Origin of the sequence: Pseudomonas sp. L7 (assembly GCF_046605565.1) — a bacterium.
Classification (GTDB): domain Bacteria; phylum Pseudomonadota; class Gammaproteobacteria; order Pseudomonadales; family Pseudomonadaceae; genus Aquipseudomonas; species Aquipseudomonas wayambapalatensis.
Map to the genome: position 1 here is coordinate 1,135,736 of NZ_CP176784.1, position 15,475 is coordinate 1,151,210.

Annotated in this window: 14 protein-coding genes; 10 read left to right on the forward strand and 4 right to left on the reverse strand. The window is 63.9% G+C overall.

Annotation, left to right across the window (positions count from 1 at the left end):
- Positions 1 to 28: 28 nt before the first annotated feature.
- The 5 genes from ACK3BK_RS05460 (at position 29) to ACK3BK_RS05480 (ending at position 5,289) form a co-directional block, all read left to right on the forward strand.
- Positions 29 to 940 (forward strand): carbohydrate ABC transporter permease, encoded by a 912-nt coding sequence (locus tag ACK3BK_RS05460; protein ID WP_054895154.1) that lies wholly within the window; start codon positions 29 to 31, stop codon positions 938 to 940.
- Positions 930 to 1,775, forward strand: coding sequence for a carbohydrate ABC transporter permease (locus ACK3BK_RS05465; protein WP_186667963.1), 846 nt, complete (start codon positions 930 to 932; stop codon positions 1,773 to 1,775). Before ACK3BK_RS05460 ends, ACK3BK_RS05465 begins: the two co-directional genes overlap by 11 nt.
- A gap of 3 nt (positions 1,776 to 1,778) precedes the next feature.
- Positions 1,779 to 2,933: an ABC transporter ATP-binding protein gene (locus ACK3BK_RS05470; RefSeq protein ID WP_186667965.1), complete on the forward strand. Its 1,155-nt coding sequence runs from the start codon at positions 1,779 to 1,781 to the stop codon at positions 2,931 to 2,933.
- A 40-nt stretch (positions 2,934 to 2,973) separates the two neighbouring features.
- Complete coding sequence (locus ACK3BK_RS05475) at positions 2,974 to 4,317, forward strand: carbohydrate porin (RefSeq protein ID WP_186667967.1); 1,344 nt, start codon at positions 2,974 to 2,976, stop codon at positions 4,315 to 4,317.
- Positions 4,318 to 4,434: 117 nt separating this feature from the next.
- Positions 4,435 to 5,289 carry a D-hexose-6-phosphate mutarotase gene (locus tag ACK3BK_RS05480; RefSeq protein WP_186667969.1) on the forward strand — a complete coding sequence of 285 codons (855 nt, stop codon included), beginning with the start codon at positions 4,435 to 4,437 and terminating at the stop codon, positions 5,287 to 5,289.
- A gap of 1 nt (position 5,290) precedes the next feature.
- On the opposite strand, the gene hexR is transcribed toward ACK3BK_RS05480, so the two are convergent.
- Positions 5,291 to 6,145 (reverse strand): DNA-binding transcriptional regulator HexR, encoded by an 855-nt coding sequence (gene hexR, locus ACK3BK_RS05485; protein WP_200604055.1) that lies wholly within the window; start codon positions 6,143 to 6,145, stop codon positions 5,291 to 5,293.
- A gap of 210 nt (positions 6,146 to 6,355) precedes the next feature.
- Between hexR and zwf the strand changes: the two genes are divergently transcribed.
- From zwf to ACK3BK_RS05500, 3 genes are read left to right on the forward strand one after another with little or no spacing between them, the layout of a single operon-like run.
- Positions 6,356 to 7,825, forward strand: coding sequence for a glucose-6-phosphate dehydrogenase (zwf, locus tag ACK3BK_RS05490; protein WP_186667971.1), 1,470 nt, complete (start codon positions 6,356 to 6,358; stop codon positions 7,823 to 7,825).
- Positions 7,812 to 8,525 carry a 6-phosphogluconolactonase gene (gene pgl, locus ACK3BK_RS05495; RefSeq protein ID WP_411383868.1) on the forward strand — a complete coding sequence of 238 codons (714 nt, stop codon included), beginning with the start codon at positions 7,812 to 7,814 and terminating at the stop codon, positions 8,523 to 8,525. The genes zwf and pgl overlap by 14 nt, the downstream gene beginning before the upstream one ends.
- A 17-nt stretch (positions 8,526 to 8,542) precedes the next feature.
- Complete coding sequence (locus ACK3BK_RS05500) at positions 8,543 to 9,217, forward strand: bifunctional 4-hydroxy-2-oxoglutarate aldolase/2-dehydro-3-deoxy-phosphogluconate aldolase (RefSeq protein WP_054895162.1); 675 nt, start codon at positions 8,543 to 8,545, stop codon at positions 9,215 to 9,217.
- Between the two features lie 147 nt (positions 9,218 to 9,364).
- On the opposite strand, the gene leuA is transcribed toward ACK3BK_RS05500, so the two are convergent.
- The 3 genes from leuA to xseA form a co-directional block, all read right to left on the reverse strand.
- Positions 9,365 to 11,038, reverse strand: coding sequence for a 2-isopropylmalate synthase (gene leuA / locus ACK3BK_RS05505; RefSeq protein ID WP_411383869.1), 1,674 nt, complete (start codon positions 11,036 to 11,038; stop codon positions 9,365 to 9,367).
- A 386-nt stretch (positions 11,039 to 11,424) separates the two neighbouring features.
- Entirely contained in the window at positions 11,425 to 12,252 is an 828-nt protein-coding gene (locus tag ACK3BK_RS05510; RefSeq protein WP_186711603.1) for a M23 family metallopeptidase, read from the reverse strand.
- Positions 12,253 to 12,255: 3 nt separating this feature from the next.
- Entirely contained in the window at positions 12,256 to 13,635 is a 1,380-nt protein-coding gene (xseA, locus tag ACK3BK_RS05515) for an exodeoxyribonuclease VII large subunit (protein WP_186720636.1), read from the reverse strand.
- A 451-nt stretch (positions 13,636 to 14,086) separates the two neighbouring features.
- Here xseA and ACK3BK_RS05520 point away from each other — a divergent pair, with 451 nt between their 5' ends.
- Together ACK3BK_RS05520 and ACK3BK_RS05525 are read left to right on the forward strand one after the other, a co-directional pair.
- A complete protein-coding gene (locus ACK3BK_RS05520; RefSeq protein ID WP_411383870.1) occupies positions 14,087 to 14,842 on the forward strand; it encodes a sulfite exporter TauE/SafE family protein in 756 nt (251 codons plus the stop codon).
- Positions 14,843 to 14,891: 49 nt separating this feature from the next.
- Positions 14,892 to 15,443 (forward strand): sugar ABC transporter ATPase, encoded by a 552-nt coding sequence (locus tag ACK3BK_RS05525; protein ID WP_065863208.1) that lies wholly within the window; start codon positions 14,892 to 14,894, stop codon positions 15,441 to 15,443.
- The last annotated feature ends 32 nt before the right edge of the window (positions 15,444 to 15,475 follow it).

Genomic DNA, 15,475 nt, shown 5'->3' on the forward strand with positions numbered 1-15,475 from the left:
CCCCGCCCTCGTTCCGGTATCTGAAATCATGACTACGACCACCGCCCAACTGCGGGCCTCACCCCTGGACGCGCTCCAGCGCTGGTTACCGAAACTGGTACTGGCGCCGAGCATGTTCATCGTGCTGGTGGGCTTCTACGGCTACATCCTGTGGACCTTCGTCCTGTCGTTCACCACCTCGACCTTCCTGCCCACCTACAAGTGGGCAGGCCTGGCCCAGTACGCGCGGCTGTTCGACAACGACCGCTGGTGGGTGGCGAGCAAGAACCTGCTGGTCTTCGGCGGAATGTTCATCGGCATCACCCTGGTGATCGGCGTGCTGCTGGCGGTGTTCCTCGACCAGCGTATCCGCCGCGAAGGGGTGATCCGCACCATCTACCTGTACCCCATGGCACTGTCGATGATCGTGACCGGCACCGCCTGGAAGTGGCTGCTCAACCCGGGCATGGGCCTGGACAAGCTGCTGCGCGACTGGGGCTGGGAGGGCTTTCGCCTGGACTGGCTGATCGATCCGGACCGGGTCGTCTACTGCCTGGTGATCGCCGCGGTATGGCAGGCCTCGGGCTTCATCATGGCGATGTTCCTTGCCGGGCTGCGCGGTGTCGACCAGTCGATCATCCGTGCTGCGCAAATCGACGGCGCGAGCATGCCGCGCATCTATTGGACCGTGGTGCTGCCAAGCCTGCGCCCGGTGTTCTTCAGCTCGCTGATGATCCTCTCGCACATCGCCATCAAGAGCTTCGACCTGGTGGCCGCGATGACCGCCGGTGGTCCTGGCTATTCCTCGGACCTGCCCGCGATGTTCATGTACTCGTTCACCTTCAGCCGCGGGCAGATGGGCATGGGCTCGGCCAGCGCGATCCTGATGCTCGGCGCGATCCTCGCGATCCTCGTGCCCTACCTGTATTCCGAGCTGAGGACCAAGCGCAATGACCACTAATCTCGACAAGCCGGCCCTCAGCCTGGGTCGCATCGCCATCCACGCCGTGCTGCTGCTGGCGGTGCTGCTCTACCTGGTGCCGCTGGTGGTGATGCTGCTGACCAGCTTCAAGACCCCGGAAGACATCAGCACCGGCAACCTCTTGAGCTGGCCGGAGCTGTTCACCGCGATTGGCTGGGTCAAGGCCTGGGGCACGGTCAGTGGGTATTTCTGGAACTCGATCCTGATCACCGTTCCGGCGGTGCTGATCTCCACGGCCATCGGCGCGCTGAACGGCTACGTGCTGTCGATGTGGCGCTTCCGTGGCTCGCAACTGTTCTTCGGCCTGCTGCTGTTCGGCTGCTTCCTGCCATTCCAGACCGTGCTGCTGCCAGCCTCGTTCACCCTCGGCAAGCTGGGCCTGGCCAGCACCACCTCGGGGCTGGTGCTGGTGCACGTGGTCTATGGCCTGGCCTTCACCACGCTGTTCTTCCGCAACTACTACGTGAGCATTCCCGAGGCGCTGGTCAAGGCTGCACGCCTGGATGGTGCCGGGTTCTTCACCATCTTCCGCCGCATCATCCTGCCGATGTCGACGCCGATCATCATGGTCTGCCTGATCTGGCAGTTCACCCAGATCTGGAACGACTTCCTGTTCGGCGTGGTGTTCTCCAGCGGCGATTCGCAACCGATCACCGTGGCCCTGAACAACCTGGTCAACACCAGCACCGGTGCCAAGGAATACAACGTCGACATGGCCGCGGCAATGATCGCCGCACTGCCAACCCTGCTGGTCTATGTGGTCGCAGGCAAGTATTTCGTGCGTGGGCTGACCGCCGGCGCAGTCAAGGGGTAAGTCATGGCAACGCTCGAACTTCGCAATGTAAACAAGACCTACGGCACCGGCTTGCCGGACACCCTCAAGGATATCCAGCTGGCGATCAAGGACGGCGAGTTCCTGATCCTGGTCGGCCCTTCCGGCTGCGGCAAGTCCACCTTGATGAACTGCATCGCCGGCCTCGAGAACATCACCGGCGGGGCGATCCTGATCGATGACCAGGACGTTTCCGGCATGAGCCCGAAGGATCGTGACATCGCCATGGTGTTCCAGTCCTATGCGCTGTACCCGACCATGAGCGTGCGCGAGAACATCGAGTTCGGCCTGAAGATCCGCAAGATGCCGCAGTCGGCGATCGACGAGGAAGTCGCGCGGGTGGCCAAGCTGCTGCAGATCGAGCACCTGCTCAATCGCAAGCCGGGCCAGCTCTCCGGCGGACAGCAGCAGCGCGTGGCCATGGGCCGGGCCCTGGCGCGCAGGCCGAAGATCTACCTGTTCGACGAGCCGTTGTCGAACCTCGACGCCAAGCTGCGGGTCGAGATGCGCACCGAAATGAAACTGATGCACCAGCGCCTGAAAACCACCACGGTGTACGTGACCCACGACCAGATCGAGGCCATGACCCTGGGGGACAAGGTCGCGGTGATGAAGGACGGCATCATCCAGCAGTTCGGTACGCCCCAGCAGATCTACAACGATCCGGCCAACCTGTTCGTCGCCAGCTTCATCGGCTCGCCACCGATGAACTTCATCCCCGTGCGCATCAGCAAGCAGGACGGGCGCCTGTTCGCCCTGCTCGACAGCGGCCAGGCCCGCTGCGAACTGCCCCTGGGCGCGGCCAGCGAAGCGCTGGACGGCCGTGAGGTGATCCTCGGCGTACGCCCCGAGCAGATCGCACTCGGTAGCGCCGAAGGCAACGGCTTGCCGGCGGTGCGTGCAGAAGTGCAGGTCCTGGAGCCCACCGGGCCCGACCTGCTGGTGTTCGTCACCCTCAACCAGACCAAGGTCTGCTGCCGGTTGGCGCCGGATGTCGCCTGCAATGTCGGTGACAGCCTGAACCTGCAGTTCGATCCGGCGCGGGTCCTGCTGTTCGACGCGAGCAGCGGCGAGCGCCTGGACCTGCCGGCAGCGGACGCGCCAGTCAAGGACAACGTGACACGTATCAAGGGACGTTGAAGCAGCAAACCATCGATAACAAGAAAAGAGGAAACAAGGGATGGACCATCGCAAGCGTATCAAGGCACTAGGCTCGCTGACCCTGCTCGCCCTCGTGGGCAGCAATGGCGCGCATGCTGCCGAGGCTTTCTCCAGCGAGTCGAAATGGATGACTGGCGACTGGGGTGGGGCTCGCACCGAGCTGTTGGAAAAAGGCTACGACTTCACTCTCGACTACGTGGGTGAAGTGGCCGGTAACCTGCACGGTGGCTACAACAACGACAAGACCGCGCGCTACAGCGATCAGTTCGCCCTCGGCGCGCACCTGGACCTGCAGAAGATCCTTGGCTGGCACGATGCGGAGTTCAAGCTGGCGATCACCGAGCGTAGCGGACGCAACCTGTCCAACGACCGCATCAGCGACCCGCGCGCCGGGCAGTTCAGCTCGGTGCAGGAAGTCTGGGGCCGTGGCCAGACCTGGCGCCTGACGCAGATGTGGGTCAAGCAGAAGTACTTTGACGGCGCGCTGGACGTGAAGGTCGGCCGCTTCGGTGAAGGCGAGGACTTCAACAGCTTCCCTTGCGACTTCCAGAACCTGGCGTTCTGCGGTTCGCAGGTGGGTAACTGGGTGGGTGGCATCTGGTACAACTGGCCGGTCAGCCAGTGGGCGCTGCGGGTGAAGTACAACATCACGCCGGAGTTCTTCGTCCAGGTCGGTGCCTACGAGCAGAACCCGTCCAACCTCGAGACCGGCAACGGCTTCAAGCTCAGTGGCAGCGGGACCAAGGGCGCGATCCTGCCGGTGGAAATGGTCTGGTCGCCGAAGGTCAACGGCCTGCCGGGCGAATACCGCCTGGGCTACTACTACAGCACCGCCAAGGCCGACGACGTCTACGACGACATCAACGGCAACCCGCAGGCGTTGACTGGCCAAGCCTTCAAGTCGCACTCGAGCAAGCATGGCTGGTGGGTCGTGGCCCAGCAGCAGGTCACTGCGCACAACGGCGATGCCAACCGCGGCCTGAGCCTGTTCGCCAACTTCACCGTGCACGACAAGGCCACCAACGTGGTGGACAACTACCAGCAGGTGGGGATGGTCTACAAGGGCGCGTTCGATGCACGGCCCAAGGATGATATCGGCTTCGGCATCGCGCGCATCCACGTCAACGACGACGTGAAGAAGCGCGCCGAACTGCTCAACGCCCAGAGCGGTATCGACGACTACGACAATCCGGGCTTCGTGCCACTGCAGCGCACCGAGTACAACGCCGAGCTGTACTACGGCTTCCACGTCACCAACTGGCTGACCGTGCGCCCGAACCTGCAGTACATCAAGAGCCCGGGCGGTGTGGACGATGTCGACAACGCGTTGGTCGCAGGCTTGAAGATTCAGTCGTCATTCTAAGAAAAATTGTTGTAAATTTACGCCATCCACCCCCACACCCCGAGATCCACTGTTCTGCAGTGGATCTCGGGCTTGGGTAAAGACAGCGCTATCTCAAACAACAAGAGCTTTCTGAACATGTCTGAACATCCGCTCCATCGCTTTTTCACTTCGCAACGGCCGCGGCCGGTTTTCGAGTGGGAGCGTCACCAGCAGCGCGATGTCCTGATCATCGATCACCCATGCTGCCAGGCGGTGTTCAGCCGCCAGGGCGCACAATTGCTGCACTTTCAGCCGACCGGCGAGAAACCCTGGCTGTGGTGCGCCGAACAATGGCCACAGGTCGGTGCGATCCGTGGCGGCGTGCCGGTGTGCTGGCCCTGGTATGGCCGTCATCCCAGCGAGGACCTGTGGCCGGCTCATGGCTGGGGGCGCTTGCTGGACTGGAAGCTGCTCGACAGCCGCGAAGACGAGGAGGGCGTCACGCTCAAGTGGCGTCTGGACCTGTGCGACTGGCAGGTCGACTTGCACGCCCGGCTGGGCTCGAGCATGGAACTGCGCCTGTGCACCGAGCACCAGGACAGCGAACCCTGCCAGCTGAGCCACGCATTGCTGGCGTTCTGGCGCATCAGCGATGTGTCGCAGATCGCTTTGTCGGGCCTGGAGGATATCGACGGCTACGACCGCCTCAACCGACAGGCATGCCGTGAAGATGGCGTGCTCACGCTCAAAGGGGGTTGCCAGAAGGTCTACCCGGGCACGCCGAAGGTGCAGTTGCATGACTCGGCCTGGGCGCGCGAACTGTGCATCGACACCAGCGACAGCGACGACACGGTGGTCTGGCACCCTGGCAATCGCCCATTGATGGGGGTGAGCGGGCGCGAGAGCCAGGGGTTCGTCTGCGTCGAGGCTGCCAGTGGCAGCGGCGAAGGATTGAGCCTGGCGCCCGGGCAGCGCGCGCAGTTGCGGCTGCAGGCGCATCGGCTCAGTTGAGTCAGCTGTCTTCGGCGGGGTAGCGGCTGGCGTTGAGGCTTTCCTTGATCTTGCGCAGGTGTGGCTGGAAATCCGAGCCGCGGCGCAGGGTCATGCCGGTGGCCAGCACATCGAGCACCGTCAACTGGATGATCCGCGAGGTCATCGGCATGTAGATGTCGGTGTCTTCCGGCAGCGGAAGGTGCAGGCTCATGCTGCAGGCCTTGGCCAGGGGCGAACCGGCGGCAGTGATACCCAGCACCGAGGCGCCGTTTTCCCTGGCCTGTTTCGCCACCTCGACCAGTTCGCGGGTGCGCCCGGTGTAGGAAATGATCACGAACAGATCGCCGGTGTGCGCGACCGATGCCAGCATGCGCTGCATCAGCACGTCGGGGTGTGCCGACACCGCCAGGTTGAAGCGGAAGAACTTGTGCTGGGCGTCCATGGCCACCGGCGCCGAGGCGCCCAGGCCGAAGAAATGGATCTGCCGGGCCTGGATCATCATGTCCACGGCGCGGCTGACCTGCTGCGGGTCGATCTGCTGGCAGGCGCTGTCGAGCGATGCGATGGCGCTGGCGAAGATCTTCTGGGTGTAGGCGGCAGGATCGTCGTCGGCTTCCACCGCGCGGCTTACGTAGGCCGCGCCGCTGGCCAGGCTCTGCGCCAGTTGCAGCTTGAGCTCGGGGTAGCCGCTGACGCCGAACGAGCGGCAGAAGCGGTTGACGGTCGGTTCGCTGACCTTGGCCGCCTGGGCCAGGGCGGCAATGCTGAAACGGGTGGCCTGCTGCGGGTTGAGGAGGATGACTTCGGCGACTTTGCGTTCGGCCTTGTTCAGCTCGTCGAGGCGTCCCTGGATCTGTTCCAGGAGGTTTCGCACACGGTCCATGGGATGTCCTTGGGTCGGAAAGACGGCCGGCTGAGGGAACAGTCGGCTTTTTGCACGGTTGTCTATCGTACTGATGGTGGGATTGTCATACCACTTGTCTGTAATCGCTGTACGAGATGTTGTTATTTTTACTACATCACGCTTGAAAATTGTCATCGAAAACGGTATTTCTAGGCCAACTTTAATAAAAGAACCAACATCATGGTTGCTATCAGTGTAGAACCTTGCACATTCGCCCTCTTTGGCGCCCTTGGCGACCTGGCGTTGCGCAAGCTGTTTCCTGCCCTCTACGAGCTGGACCGCGCCGGCCTGCTGCATTCCGACACCCGGCTGCTGGCCCTGGCCCGCGAAGCTGGCACCCCCGAGCAGCACCTGGCGAACATCGAAGCCCAGTTGCGCCGCTTCGTGCCGGCTGCCGATATCGAACCCCAGGCCCTGCAACGGTTTCTCGACCGCCTGAGCTACCTGCACCTGGACTTTGTCCAGCCCGAAGGCTACCAGGCCCTGGCCGAGCAGGCCGGTGAAGGACAGCCACTGATCGCCTATTTCGCCACTGCGGCGGCGGTCTACGGGGCCATCTGCGAAAACCTCGACAAGGCCGGCCTGGCATCGCGCACCCGCGTCGTGCTGGAAAAACCCATCGGGCACGACCTGGAGTCGTCACGTCGGGTCAATGACGCCGTGGCGCGCTTCTTCCCCGAAAGCCGGGTCTATCGCATCGACCACTACCTGGGCAAGGAAACGGTACAGAACCTGATCGCCTTGCGCTTTGCCAACAGCCTGTTCGAAACACAGTGGAACCAGAACTCCATCTCCCACGTGGAGATCACCGTTGCCGAGAAAGTCGGCATCGAAGGGCGCTGGGGCTACTTCGACAAGGCCGGCCAACTGCGCGACATGATCCAGAACCACCTGCTGCAGCTGCTGTGCCTGATCGCCATGGACCCGCCCAGCGATTTGTCGGCCGACAGCATCCGCGACGAGAAGGTCAAGGTCCTCAAGGCGCTGGCGCCGATCACCGGCGAGGGGCTGAGCACCCGTGTGGTGCGCGGCCAGTACATTGCCGGCTACAGCGACGGAACCCCGGTGCCGGGCTACCTGGAAGAAGAGAACGCCAACGCCCAGAGCGACACCGAAACCTTCGTCGCCCTGCGCGCCGACATCCGCAACTGGCGTTGGTCGGGCGTGCCGTTCTATCTGCGTACCGGCAAGCGCATGCCGCAGAAGCTGTCGCAGATCGTCATCCACTTCAAGGAAACGCCGCACTATATCTTCGCCCCGGAGCAGCGTTTGCAGATCGGCAACAAGCTGATCATCCGTCTGCAGCCCGACGAAGGTATCTCGCTGCGGGTGATGACCAAGGAGCAGGGGCTGGACAAGGGCATGCAACTGCGCAGCGGCCCACTGCAACTGAATTTTTCCGACACCTGGCGCAGCGCGCGGATTCCGGATGCCTACGAGCGTTTGCTGCTCGAAGTGATGCGCGGCAACCAGAACCTGTTCGTGCGCAAGGACGAGATCGAGTACGCCTGGACCTGGTGCGACCAGTTGATCGCCGGCTGGAAGAACGCCGGTGACGCGCCCAAGCCTTATGCGGCCGGGTCCTGGGGGCCCATGAGCTCGATTGCACTGATTACACGCGATGGGAGAGCCTGGTATGGCGATATCTGAACTGCAACTGCCGGCGACCGCGAAGGTTCACGCGCTGACAGACGCCAAGCGCCTGGCCGCGACGCTGGCCGGCGATGTGGCCGAGCGCCTGCGCGCCGCCATCGCCAGCAAGGGTCAGGCCTGTGTGGTGCTGTCTGGCGGGCGTAGCCCGGTCCCGTTTCTCGAGCAACTGGCCCTGGAAAAACTCGACTGGTCGAAGGTGACCGTGTCGCTGGCCGACGAGCGCTGGGTGCCGGTCGAGCATGCCGACAGCAATGCCGGGCTGCTGGCCCGGCACTTGCTCAAGGGCGAGGCGGCCAAGGCGCGGTTCATGGGCCTGTACCAGCGCGCCGACAACCTCGACGCGGCGGCGCAACAGGCCGACCAGATGCTGGCCGACCTGCCGCCGATCGACGTGCTGGTGCTGGGCATGGGCGACGATGGCCATACCGCATCGCTGTTCCCGGACAGCCCGAACCTGGTCGAGGGCCTCGATCCAAAGAGCGCGCGCCGCTGCCTGGCATTGCTGGCACCGAGCGTGCCGCACCAACGCCTGTCGATGACCCGCGCGCTGCTGTCGAGCGCTGCTTTCGTCGCACTGTCCGTGCAGGGGTCAGGCAAACTCGCTACCCTGCGCGCCGCTCTGGCTGGCGACGACCTCACGCAAATGCCCATTCGCGCCTTTCTTCACGACCCCCTGGACATCTACTGGTGCCCATGAGCCAAGGATCCACTGTCATGACCACGCTTGAACGCCCACAACCTCTGCTCTCGATGGCCGAGAAAGCCGCCCGGATCGATGAGATCTGCGGCAAGGCGCGCATCCTGCCGGTGATCACCATCGCCCGCGAGGAAGACATCCTGCCGTTGGCCGATGCCCTGGCAGCCGGTGGCATCCGTACCCTGGAGGTGACCCTGCGTTCGCAGCACGGTCTCAAGGCCATCCAGGTGCTGCGTGAGCAGCGTCCTGAACTGTGCATCGGTGCCGGCACCGTGCTCGATCCTGCGATGTTCGCGGCCGTCGAAGCGGCGGGGGCGCAGTTCGTGGTGACGCCGGGGATTACCCGCGAAGTGCTCGAGGCTGGTGTGCAGAGTGATATTCCGCTGCTGCCAGGCATCAGCACGCCGTCGGAAATCATGGCGGGCTACGCGCTGGGCTATCGTCGCTTCAAGCTGTTCCCCGCCGAGATCGTTGGCGGCGTGGCGGCGATCAAGGCCTACGGCGGCCCGTTCGGCGATATCCGCTTCTGCCCGACCGGCGGGGTGAACCCGGCCAACGCGCGCAACTACATGGCATTGCCGAATGTGATGTGCGTAGGCGGGACCTGGATGCTGGATAGCAGCTGGATCAAGAACGGTGACTGGGCGCGGATCGAAGCCTGCAGCGCCGAGGCGATGGCGCTGCTGGACTGATACGAATTTCGTTGTGTGCTGTACGGCTTGTGGGGCGCTTGGTCGGCGCCCCTTTTTTTTATGTGCAGGTTTTGCCTCCATCATGGCCCGCCATGAAATGAAAAAGCCCGCATCGACCGATGCGGGCTCTGTGTGCTGCGCGTGCCGTTACGCCGCCTTGGCGGCCTGCTGGCTCAGCGAGCGGTTCAATGCACTGAACAGCGCCTTGAAGCTTGCGGTGGTGATGTTCTCATCGATACCCACGCCATGCACCGGACGACCGCCGGCCACGCGCAGTTCGATGTAGGCCGCGGCCTTGGCATTGGTGCCGGCACCGATGGCGTGCTCGTTGTAGTCCATGATCTCGACTGCAATCGGCAGCCCGGCTACCAGGGCTTCGAGGGCGCCGTTGCCCTTGCCGCGCCAGTGCAGGGTGGTCTCGCCTTCACCGGCGACTTCCACTTCCACGGCACTGTTGCCGTTCTCTTCCTGCAGGCGATGGCTGACCAGTGCATAAGGGGCGTTGGCCTGCAGGTACTCTTTGTGCAACAGGCTGTAGATCTGCTGGGCGGTCATTTCCAGGCCGAGACGGTCGGTCTCGCCCTGGACCACCTGGCTGAATTCGATCTGCATGCGGCGCGGCAGGCTGATGCCGTATTCCTGTTCGAGCAGGTAGGTGATACCACCCTTGCCGGACTGGCTGTTGACGCGGATGACCGCTTCGTAGCTGCGGCCGATGTCGGCCGGGTCGATCGGCAGGTACGGCACTTCCCACAGCTCGCCGTCCTGCTGCTTGGCGAAGCCCTTGCGGATGGCGTCCTGGTGCGAGCCGGAGAAGGCGGTATGCACCAGATCACCGACATATGGATGACGTGGGTGCACCGGCAACTGGTTGCACTCTTCGACGACCTTGCGCACGCCGTCGATGTCGGAGAAGTCCAGTTGTGGGTCGATACCCTGGGTGTAGAGGTTCAGCGCGAGCGTGACCAGGTCGACGTTGCCGGTACGCTCGCCGTTGCCGAACAGGCAGCCTTCGGCGCGGTCGGCGCCCGCCATCAGGCCCAGCTCGGTGGCGGCGATGCCGGTGCCGCGGTCGTTGTGGGTGTGCAGGCTGATGATCACGCTGTCACGGCGGTTGACGTTGCGGCAGAACCATTCGATCTGGTCGGCGTAGACGTTTGGCGTGGCGACTTCCACGGTGGCCGGCAGGTTGAGAATGATCTTGTGCTCGGGGGTCGGATTCCACACCTCGATCACCGCGTCGCACACTTCCTTGGCGAACTCCAGCTCCGTGGCGCTGAAGGTTTCCGGCGAGTACTGGAAGGTCCAGTGCGTTTCCGGCTGCTGGGCGGCGTACTTGACGAACAGCTTGGCTGCGTTCACCGCGATGTCCTTCACGCCTTGCTTGTCCTGGTTGAAGACGATGCGGCGGAACGCCGGGCATGTGGCGTTGTACAGGTGGACGATGGCCTTCTTCGCGCCACGCAGGGACTCGAAGGTGCGGGCGATCAAGTCTTCACGGGCCTGGGTCAGTACCTGGATGGTGGTGTCGTCCGGGATGTGGCCGTCTTCGATCAGGGTGCGTACGAAGTCGAAGTCAGTCTGCGAGGCAGACGGGAACGACGCCTCGATCTCTTTCACGCCAACCTGCACCAGGGTTTTCCAGAAACGCAGCTTCTTCTCGGCGTCCATCGGCTCGATCAGCGACTGGTTCCCGTCACGCAGGTCGGAGCTGCACCAGATTGGCGCCTGGGTGATGGCCTTCGACGGCCAGGTACGGTCTGGCAGGTCGATGGTCGGGAAGGCGCGGTATTTCTTCGACGGGTCTTTGAGCATGGTCATTTGGAGCAATCCTTTAATGTGCGGCCTGATCGGGCCTGCCAAGCGATAACGAGATGAAGAGGCGAGGCGACGCGGTTCACCCAGGTAGTCGTGCACTGACCAGGCAAAGGCTGCGGTGTTGGCGGAGCAGAATGAGGGTGATCGAGGTTTTCATGCCCTCAACCCTAACCAGTGGGAGTGGGAGATGGCAAGTGTTCGAAAAAAATTGAGAGGAATGCTTAAAAAAAGCTTATGGGTGAGATTTTATGGCTGTGTTTTGATTGTTAGTGATTTTTTATTGTGCCGAGGTTTGCTGCTGCGCAAGGTGATGCGACTGCGGCGCGGCCATCGCGGGACAAGCCCGCTCCCACAGGAAATCCCCGGTGTGAGCGGGCTTGTCACCGATCTCAGGGCTGGAACGCTCCGATGAAGATCGCCGGGTCCACTCGAGCATCGTTCAGGCTGACGTTCCAGTGCATGTGCGGCCCGGTTGCCCGGCCCGTGGAGCCGACCTTGCCGACCACGTCGCCGCGGCGCAGCACCTGCCCCGGTTGCACATCGACCTTGGACATGTGGCAGAACATGCTGATGAAGCCCTGGCCATGGTCGACGAACACCGTGCGGCCATTGAAGAAGTAGTCGCCAACCAGGATCACCTTGCCGTTGGCCGGGGTCTTGATCGGGGTGCCGGCGGGCACGGCAAAGTCCAGCCCGGCGTGGGGGTTGCGCTCCTCGCCATTGAAGAAGCGGCGCACGCCGAACTTGCTCGACAGGGGGCCGTTGACCGGTTTGTCGAGGATCAGGTTGCTCGGCATGCCCGGGCTGAAGCTGCGGTATGCCTTGACCTGCTCGGCCAGCTCGCGGTCGATGCGCTTGAGGTCATCCGGCTCGGGATTGACCTGGCGCTTGTTCTTCAGCGTGATGTGCTGCTCGGGGTATTTCTTGCTGCCCACGCTGAAGGGCAGGGAGCGTGCGCCCTGGGTGAGGGTGGCTGTGCCGGGTTTCTGCGTCAGCGGGATACCGACGATGGCCAGCCAGGTGTCCTGTTCCTTGACCACCAGCACCGGCTTGCCGTCGAAGCGCGCGCTCGGCGCACTGGCGGCGGGGCCGAGGTCGACCACCGCCACGCCACCGGGGACTGGCTTGTTGAGGGTGCGGGTGATGTAGCTGGCCTGGGCCGTGCTGGCCAGCAGCAGGGCGCAGAGTGCGAGCAGGGGGGCAAGCAGACGGGGCATGTGTCAGTCCAGTAGAGAGAGGGTGACCGGAGTCTGGTGGTTGTCTTCGACCCTGACCTGCAGATCGCCTTCGTTCAGGCGCGCGGTCAGGCGCTGGCCGTTGCGGGTCTGGGCGGCGCTGCGGATGGCCTGGCCGCGTTCGTCGAGCAGGATGCTGTAGCCGCGGGCCAGGGTGGCCAGCGGGCTGACCACCTGCAGCGTCTGCAATTGCGCCTGGAAGCGCTGGCGGCGGTCCTTGAGCGTTTCGCGCATGGCCCGCGGCAGACGCTCGGCGAGGCTGTCCAGGCGCTGTCCGAGCAGCTTGAGGGTGCGCCCGGGATGCTGCGCGGCCAGGCGCGTGTCGAGGCGGCCCAGGCGTTGCTGGCGCTGGTTCATGTCGAGCATGAAGGCGCGGCGCAAGCGCATGTCCAGGTCATCCAGGCGCTGGGCCTGCTGGCGCAGGCGTTCGCCGGGGTGACGCAGGCGACGGGCCAGGCCTTCCAGGCGCAGGCGATCGTGGCTCAGGCGGTGCTGCATGCGCAGTAACAGGCGCCGTTGCAGGCTGTCGAGGCGTTGCTGCAGGCCGCTGTTGTCAGGTGCGAGCAATTCGGCGGCCGCCGAAGGGGTCGGGGCGCGCACGTCGGCGACGAAGTCGCTGATCGACACGTCGGTCTCATGGCCCACCGCACTGACGATAGGCGTCACGCAGGCGGCGATGGCACGTGCGACGGCTTCTTCGTTGAAGCACCAGAGGTCTTCCAGCGAGCCGCCGCCACGGGCCAGGATCAGTGCATCGAAACCAAGGCTGTCGGCCAGTTGCAAGGCGCGGACGATCTGGCCGATGGCTTCGCGTCCTTGTACTGCCGTGGGGACCAGGTTCAGCTCGACTTGCGGTGCACGGCGGGCAAAGACGCTGATGATGTCGCGGATCACCGCGCCGCTTGGCGAGGTGACGATGCCGATGCGGCGCGGGTGAGCCGGCAGCGGCTGCTTGCGTTCGGCACTGAACAGCCCTTCGTTGCCGAGCTTTTCCTTCAGCGCCTCGAAGGCCAGGCGCAAGGCGCCGTCACCGGCGGGCTCGACGGTATCGACGATCAACTGGTAATCGCCGCGCCCCTCGAACAGCGAGACCTTACCGCGTACCTTGACCGCCAGGCCGTCACGCAGGGCCTGGCGGACCCTGGCAGCGTTCTGCCGGAACAATGCACAGCGGATCTGGGCACCGCTGTCCTTGAGGGTGAAGTACAGGTGGCCGGAGGCCGGGCGGGCGAGGTTGGATATCTCGCCTTCCACCCAGACACTGCGGAACACGTCTTCGAGCAGCACACGGGCGCGGCCGTTGAGCTGGCTGACGGTGAGGACCTCGCGGTCCAGGCCGAGTCGTTCGAAAGGGTCTCTGATCATGGCGGGCATGATAAGGGGGAGGGTGGGGGGGGTATCAAGGGGCAGAGGGGGTTGGGCGCAGATAGCATCTGGGCGGTCTGTGGCCTGGCTTGGGATTTTCGGGGATCTTGAGATCGAGCGCCGCCCGCGCGGCGCTTCGCGGGCAAGCCCGCTCCTACAGTTTGTTTCGGGCCAGTGAATCCTGTGGCATTTTCGCGCGCCCCCCTTCGGAGTACAGCGCGACATCGAGTCGTACACACCAGGCGGTCGCGCGCCTGTGGCACAGGAATAATTGGCCCGAAACAAACGTAGGAGCGGGCTTGCCCGCGAAGCGCCGCGCGGGCGGCGCTCGATCTCAAGAGCGCCGCAGAATCTAAGCCAGGCCCCTTGAACCCCCTCACACCTCTCGAGCCCCCGCCAATTCCTGTAAGCTCCAGCCCACCCCCAAAGGACTGCCTCAGGACCCGGCACGATGCTCGAACTTCTCCCCGCCACCCCACTGGAATGGCTCCCGATCCTGCTGGCCATCGCCGCCGCCTATGTCGTCTTCGGCATCGCCGGCTTCGGCACCGCGCTGGTAGCCGGCCCGGTGCTGATCCACTTCATGCCGTTGTCGCGGATCATCCCCCTGCTGGTGCTGCTGGATTTCGTCGCCGCCTTCGGCAACCTGCTGCCTTCGCGCCGCGATGTGGTTCGCGGCGAACTGCTGCGTTTGCTGCCGTGCATGGCAGTGGGCTGTACCCTGGGCGTGGTGTTCCTGTTGCACCTGAAATCCGACCTGCTGCTGTTGCTGATGGGCCTGTTCGTCACCGCCTATGCCATCTACAGCCTGGCGGTGAAGGTCCGGCCGGCCAGTCTGTCGGGCCTGTGGGCGGTGCCGATGGGCACGATTGGCGGGCTGTTCGGTGCGCTGTTCGGCAGCGGTGGCTTCCTCTATGCGATCTACCTGAGCGCCCGGCTGGAGGTGAAGGAGCAGGTACGCGCCACCCAGAGCGCGCTGATCAGTTGCAGCACCCTGGTGCGCCTGTCGCTGTTCCTGATTGCCGGGGTCTATGCCGACGCCAGCCTGTTGATGCTGGCAGCCTGCTTGCTGCCTGTGATGTTCGCAGGGCTCTGGGTCGGCAGGCGCCTGAGCCTGAAACTGTCCCGCGAAGCCTTCGTGCGGCTGGTCACCTGGCTGGTGCTGGCCAGCGGGGTGGCGCTGATCGGTCGCTACCTGAGCGGCTGAGCAGGGCGTAGACTTACGCGATTACCGCAGTCTCAGGCCCGTCCCGTTCATGAACACCCAGAGCATCATCGTCCCCAAGCAGTCCACCGTTCCGGTTCACGAGGCCCGCGCACGGGCGATCCTGCGCTGGCTGGTGCGCGAGAAGATCGTCGAGGAGCAACTGAGCACCTGCGGGCGCACCGGCAATCGCATGGGCCACGCCCTGGCCCAAGGCGCGCGCAAGGTGGCGCTGCATCCCGAGAAACTGCCCTTCGGCGAGCCAGTCAACGGCCTGGAGGTGATGCTCAAGCGCTGCATCTATACCCCGACCGACGGTTTCCTCGAAGAGGCGGGATGCCCTGAGTGTCGGCGCGAGGTGGGCGAGCCGCTGTTCGAAAGTCTGGAAGAGTGGATGCCGGGCGTCAGCGACAACTTCACCTGCCCGCTGTGCGGCTTCGAGGATGACATCAACGGCTTTCTGTATCTGCAACCCTGTGCCTTTTCCAACCTGGGGTTCATCTTCAACAACTGGGGCGAGGCCGGGTTTACCCAGGCGTTCCTCGACAGTTTCGCCGACTGGCTCGACCAGCCAGTGGCCGTGGTGCAGGTGAAGGTGGCCTGAGCGGCAGGAACTGGACCGAAGGCCCCTTTTTT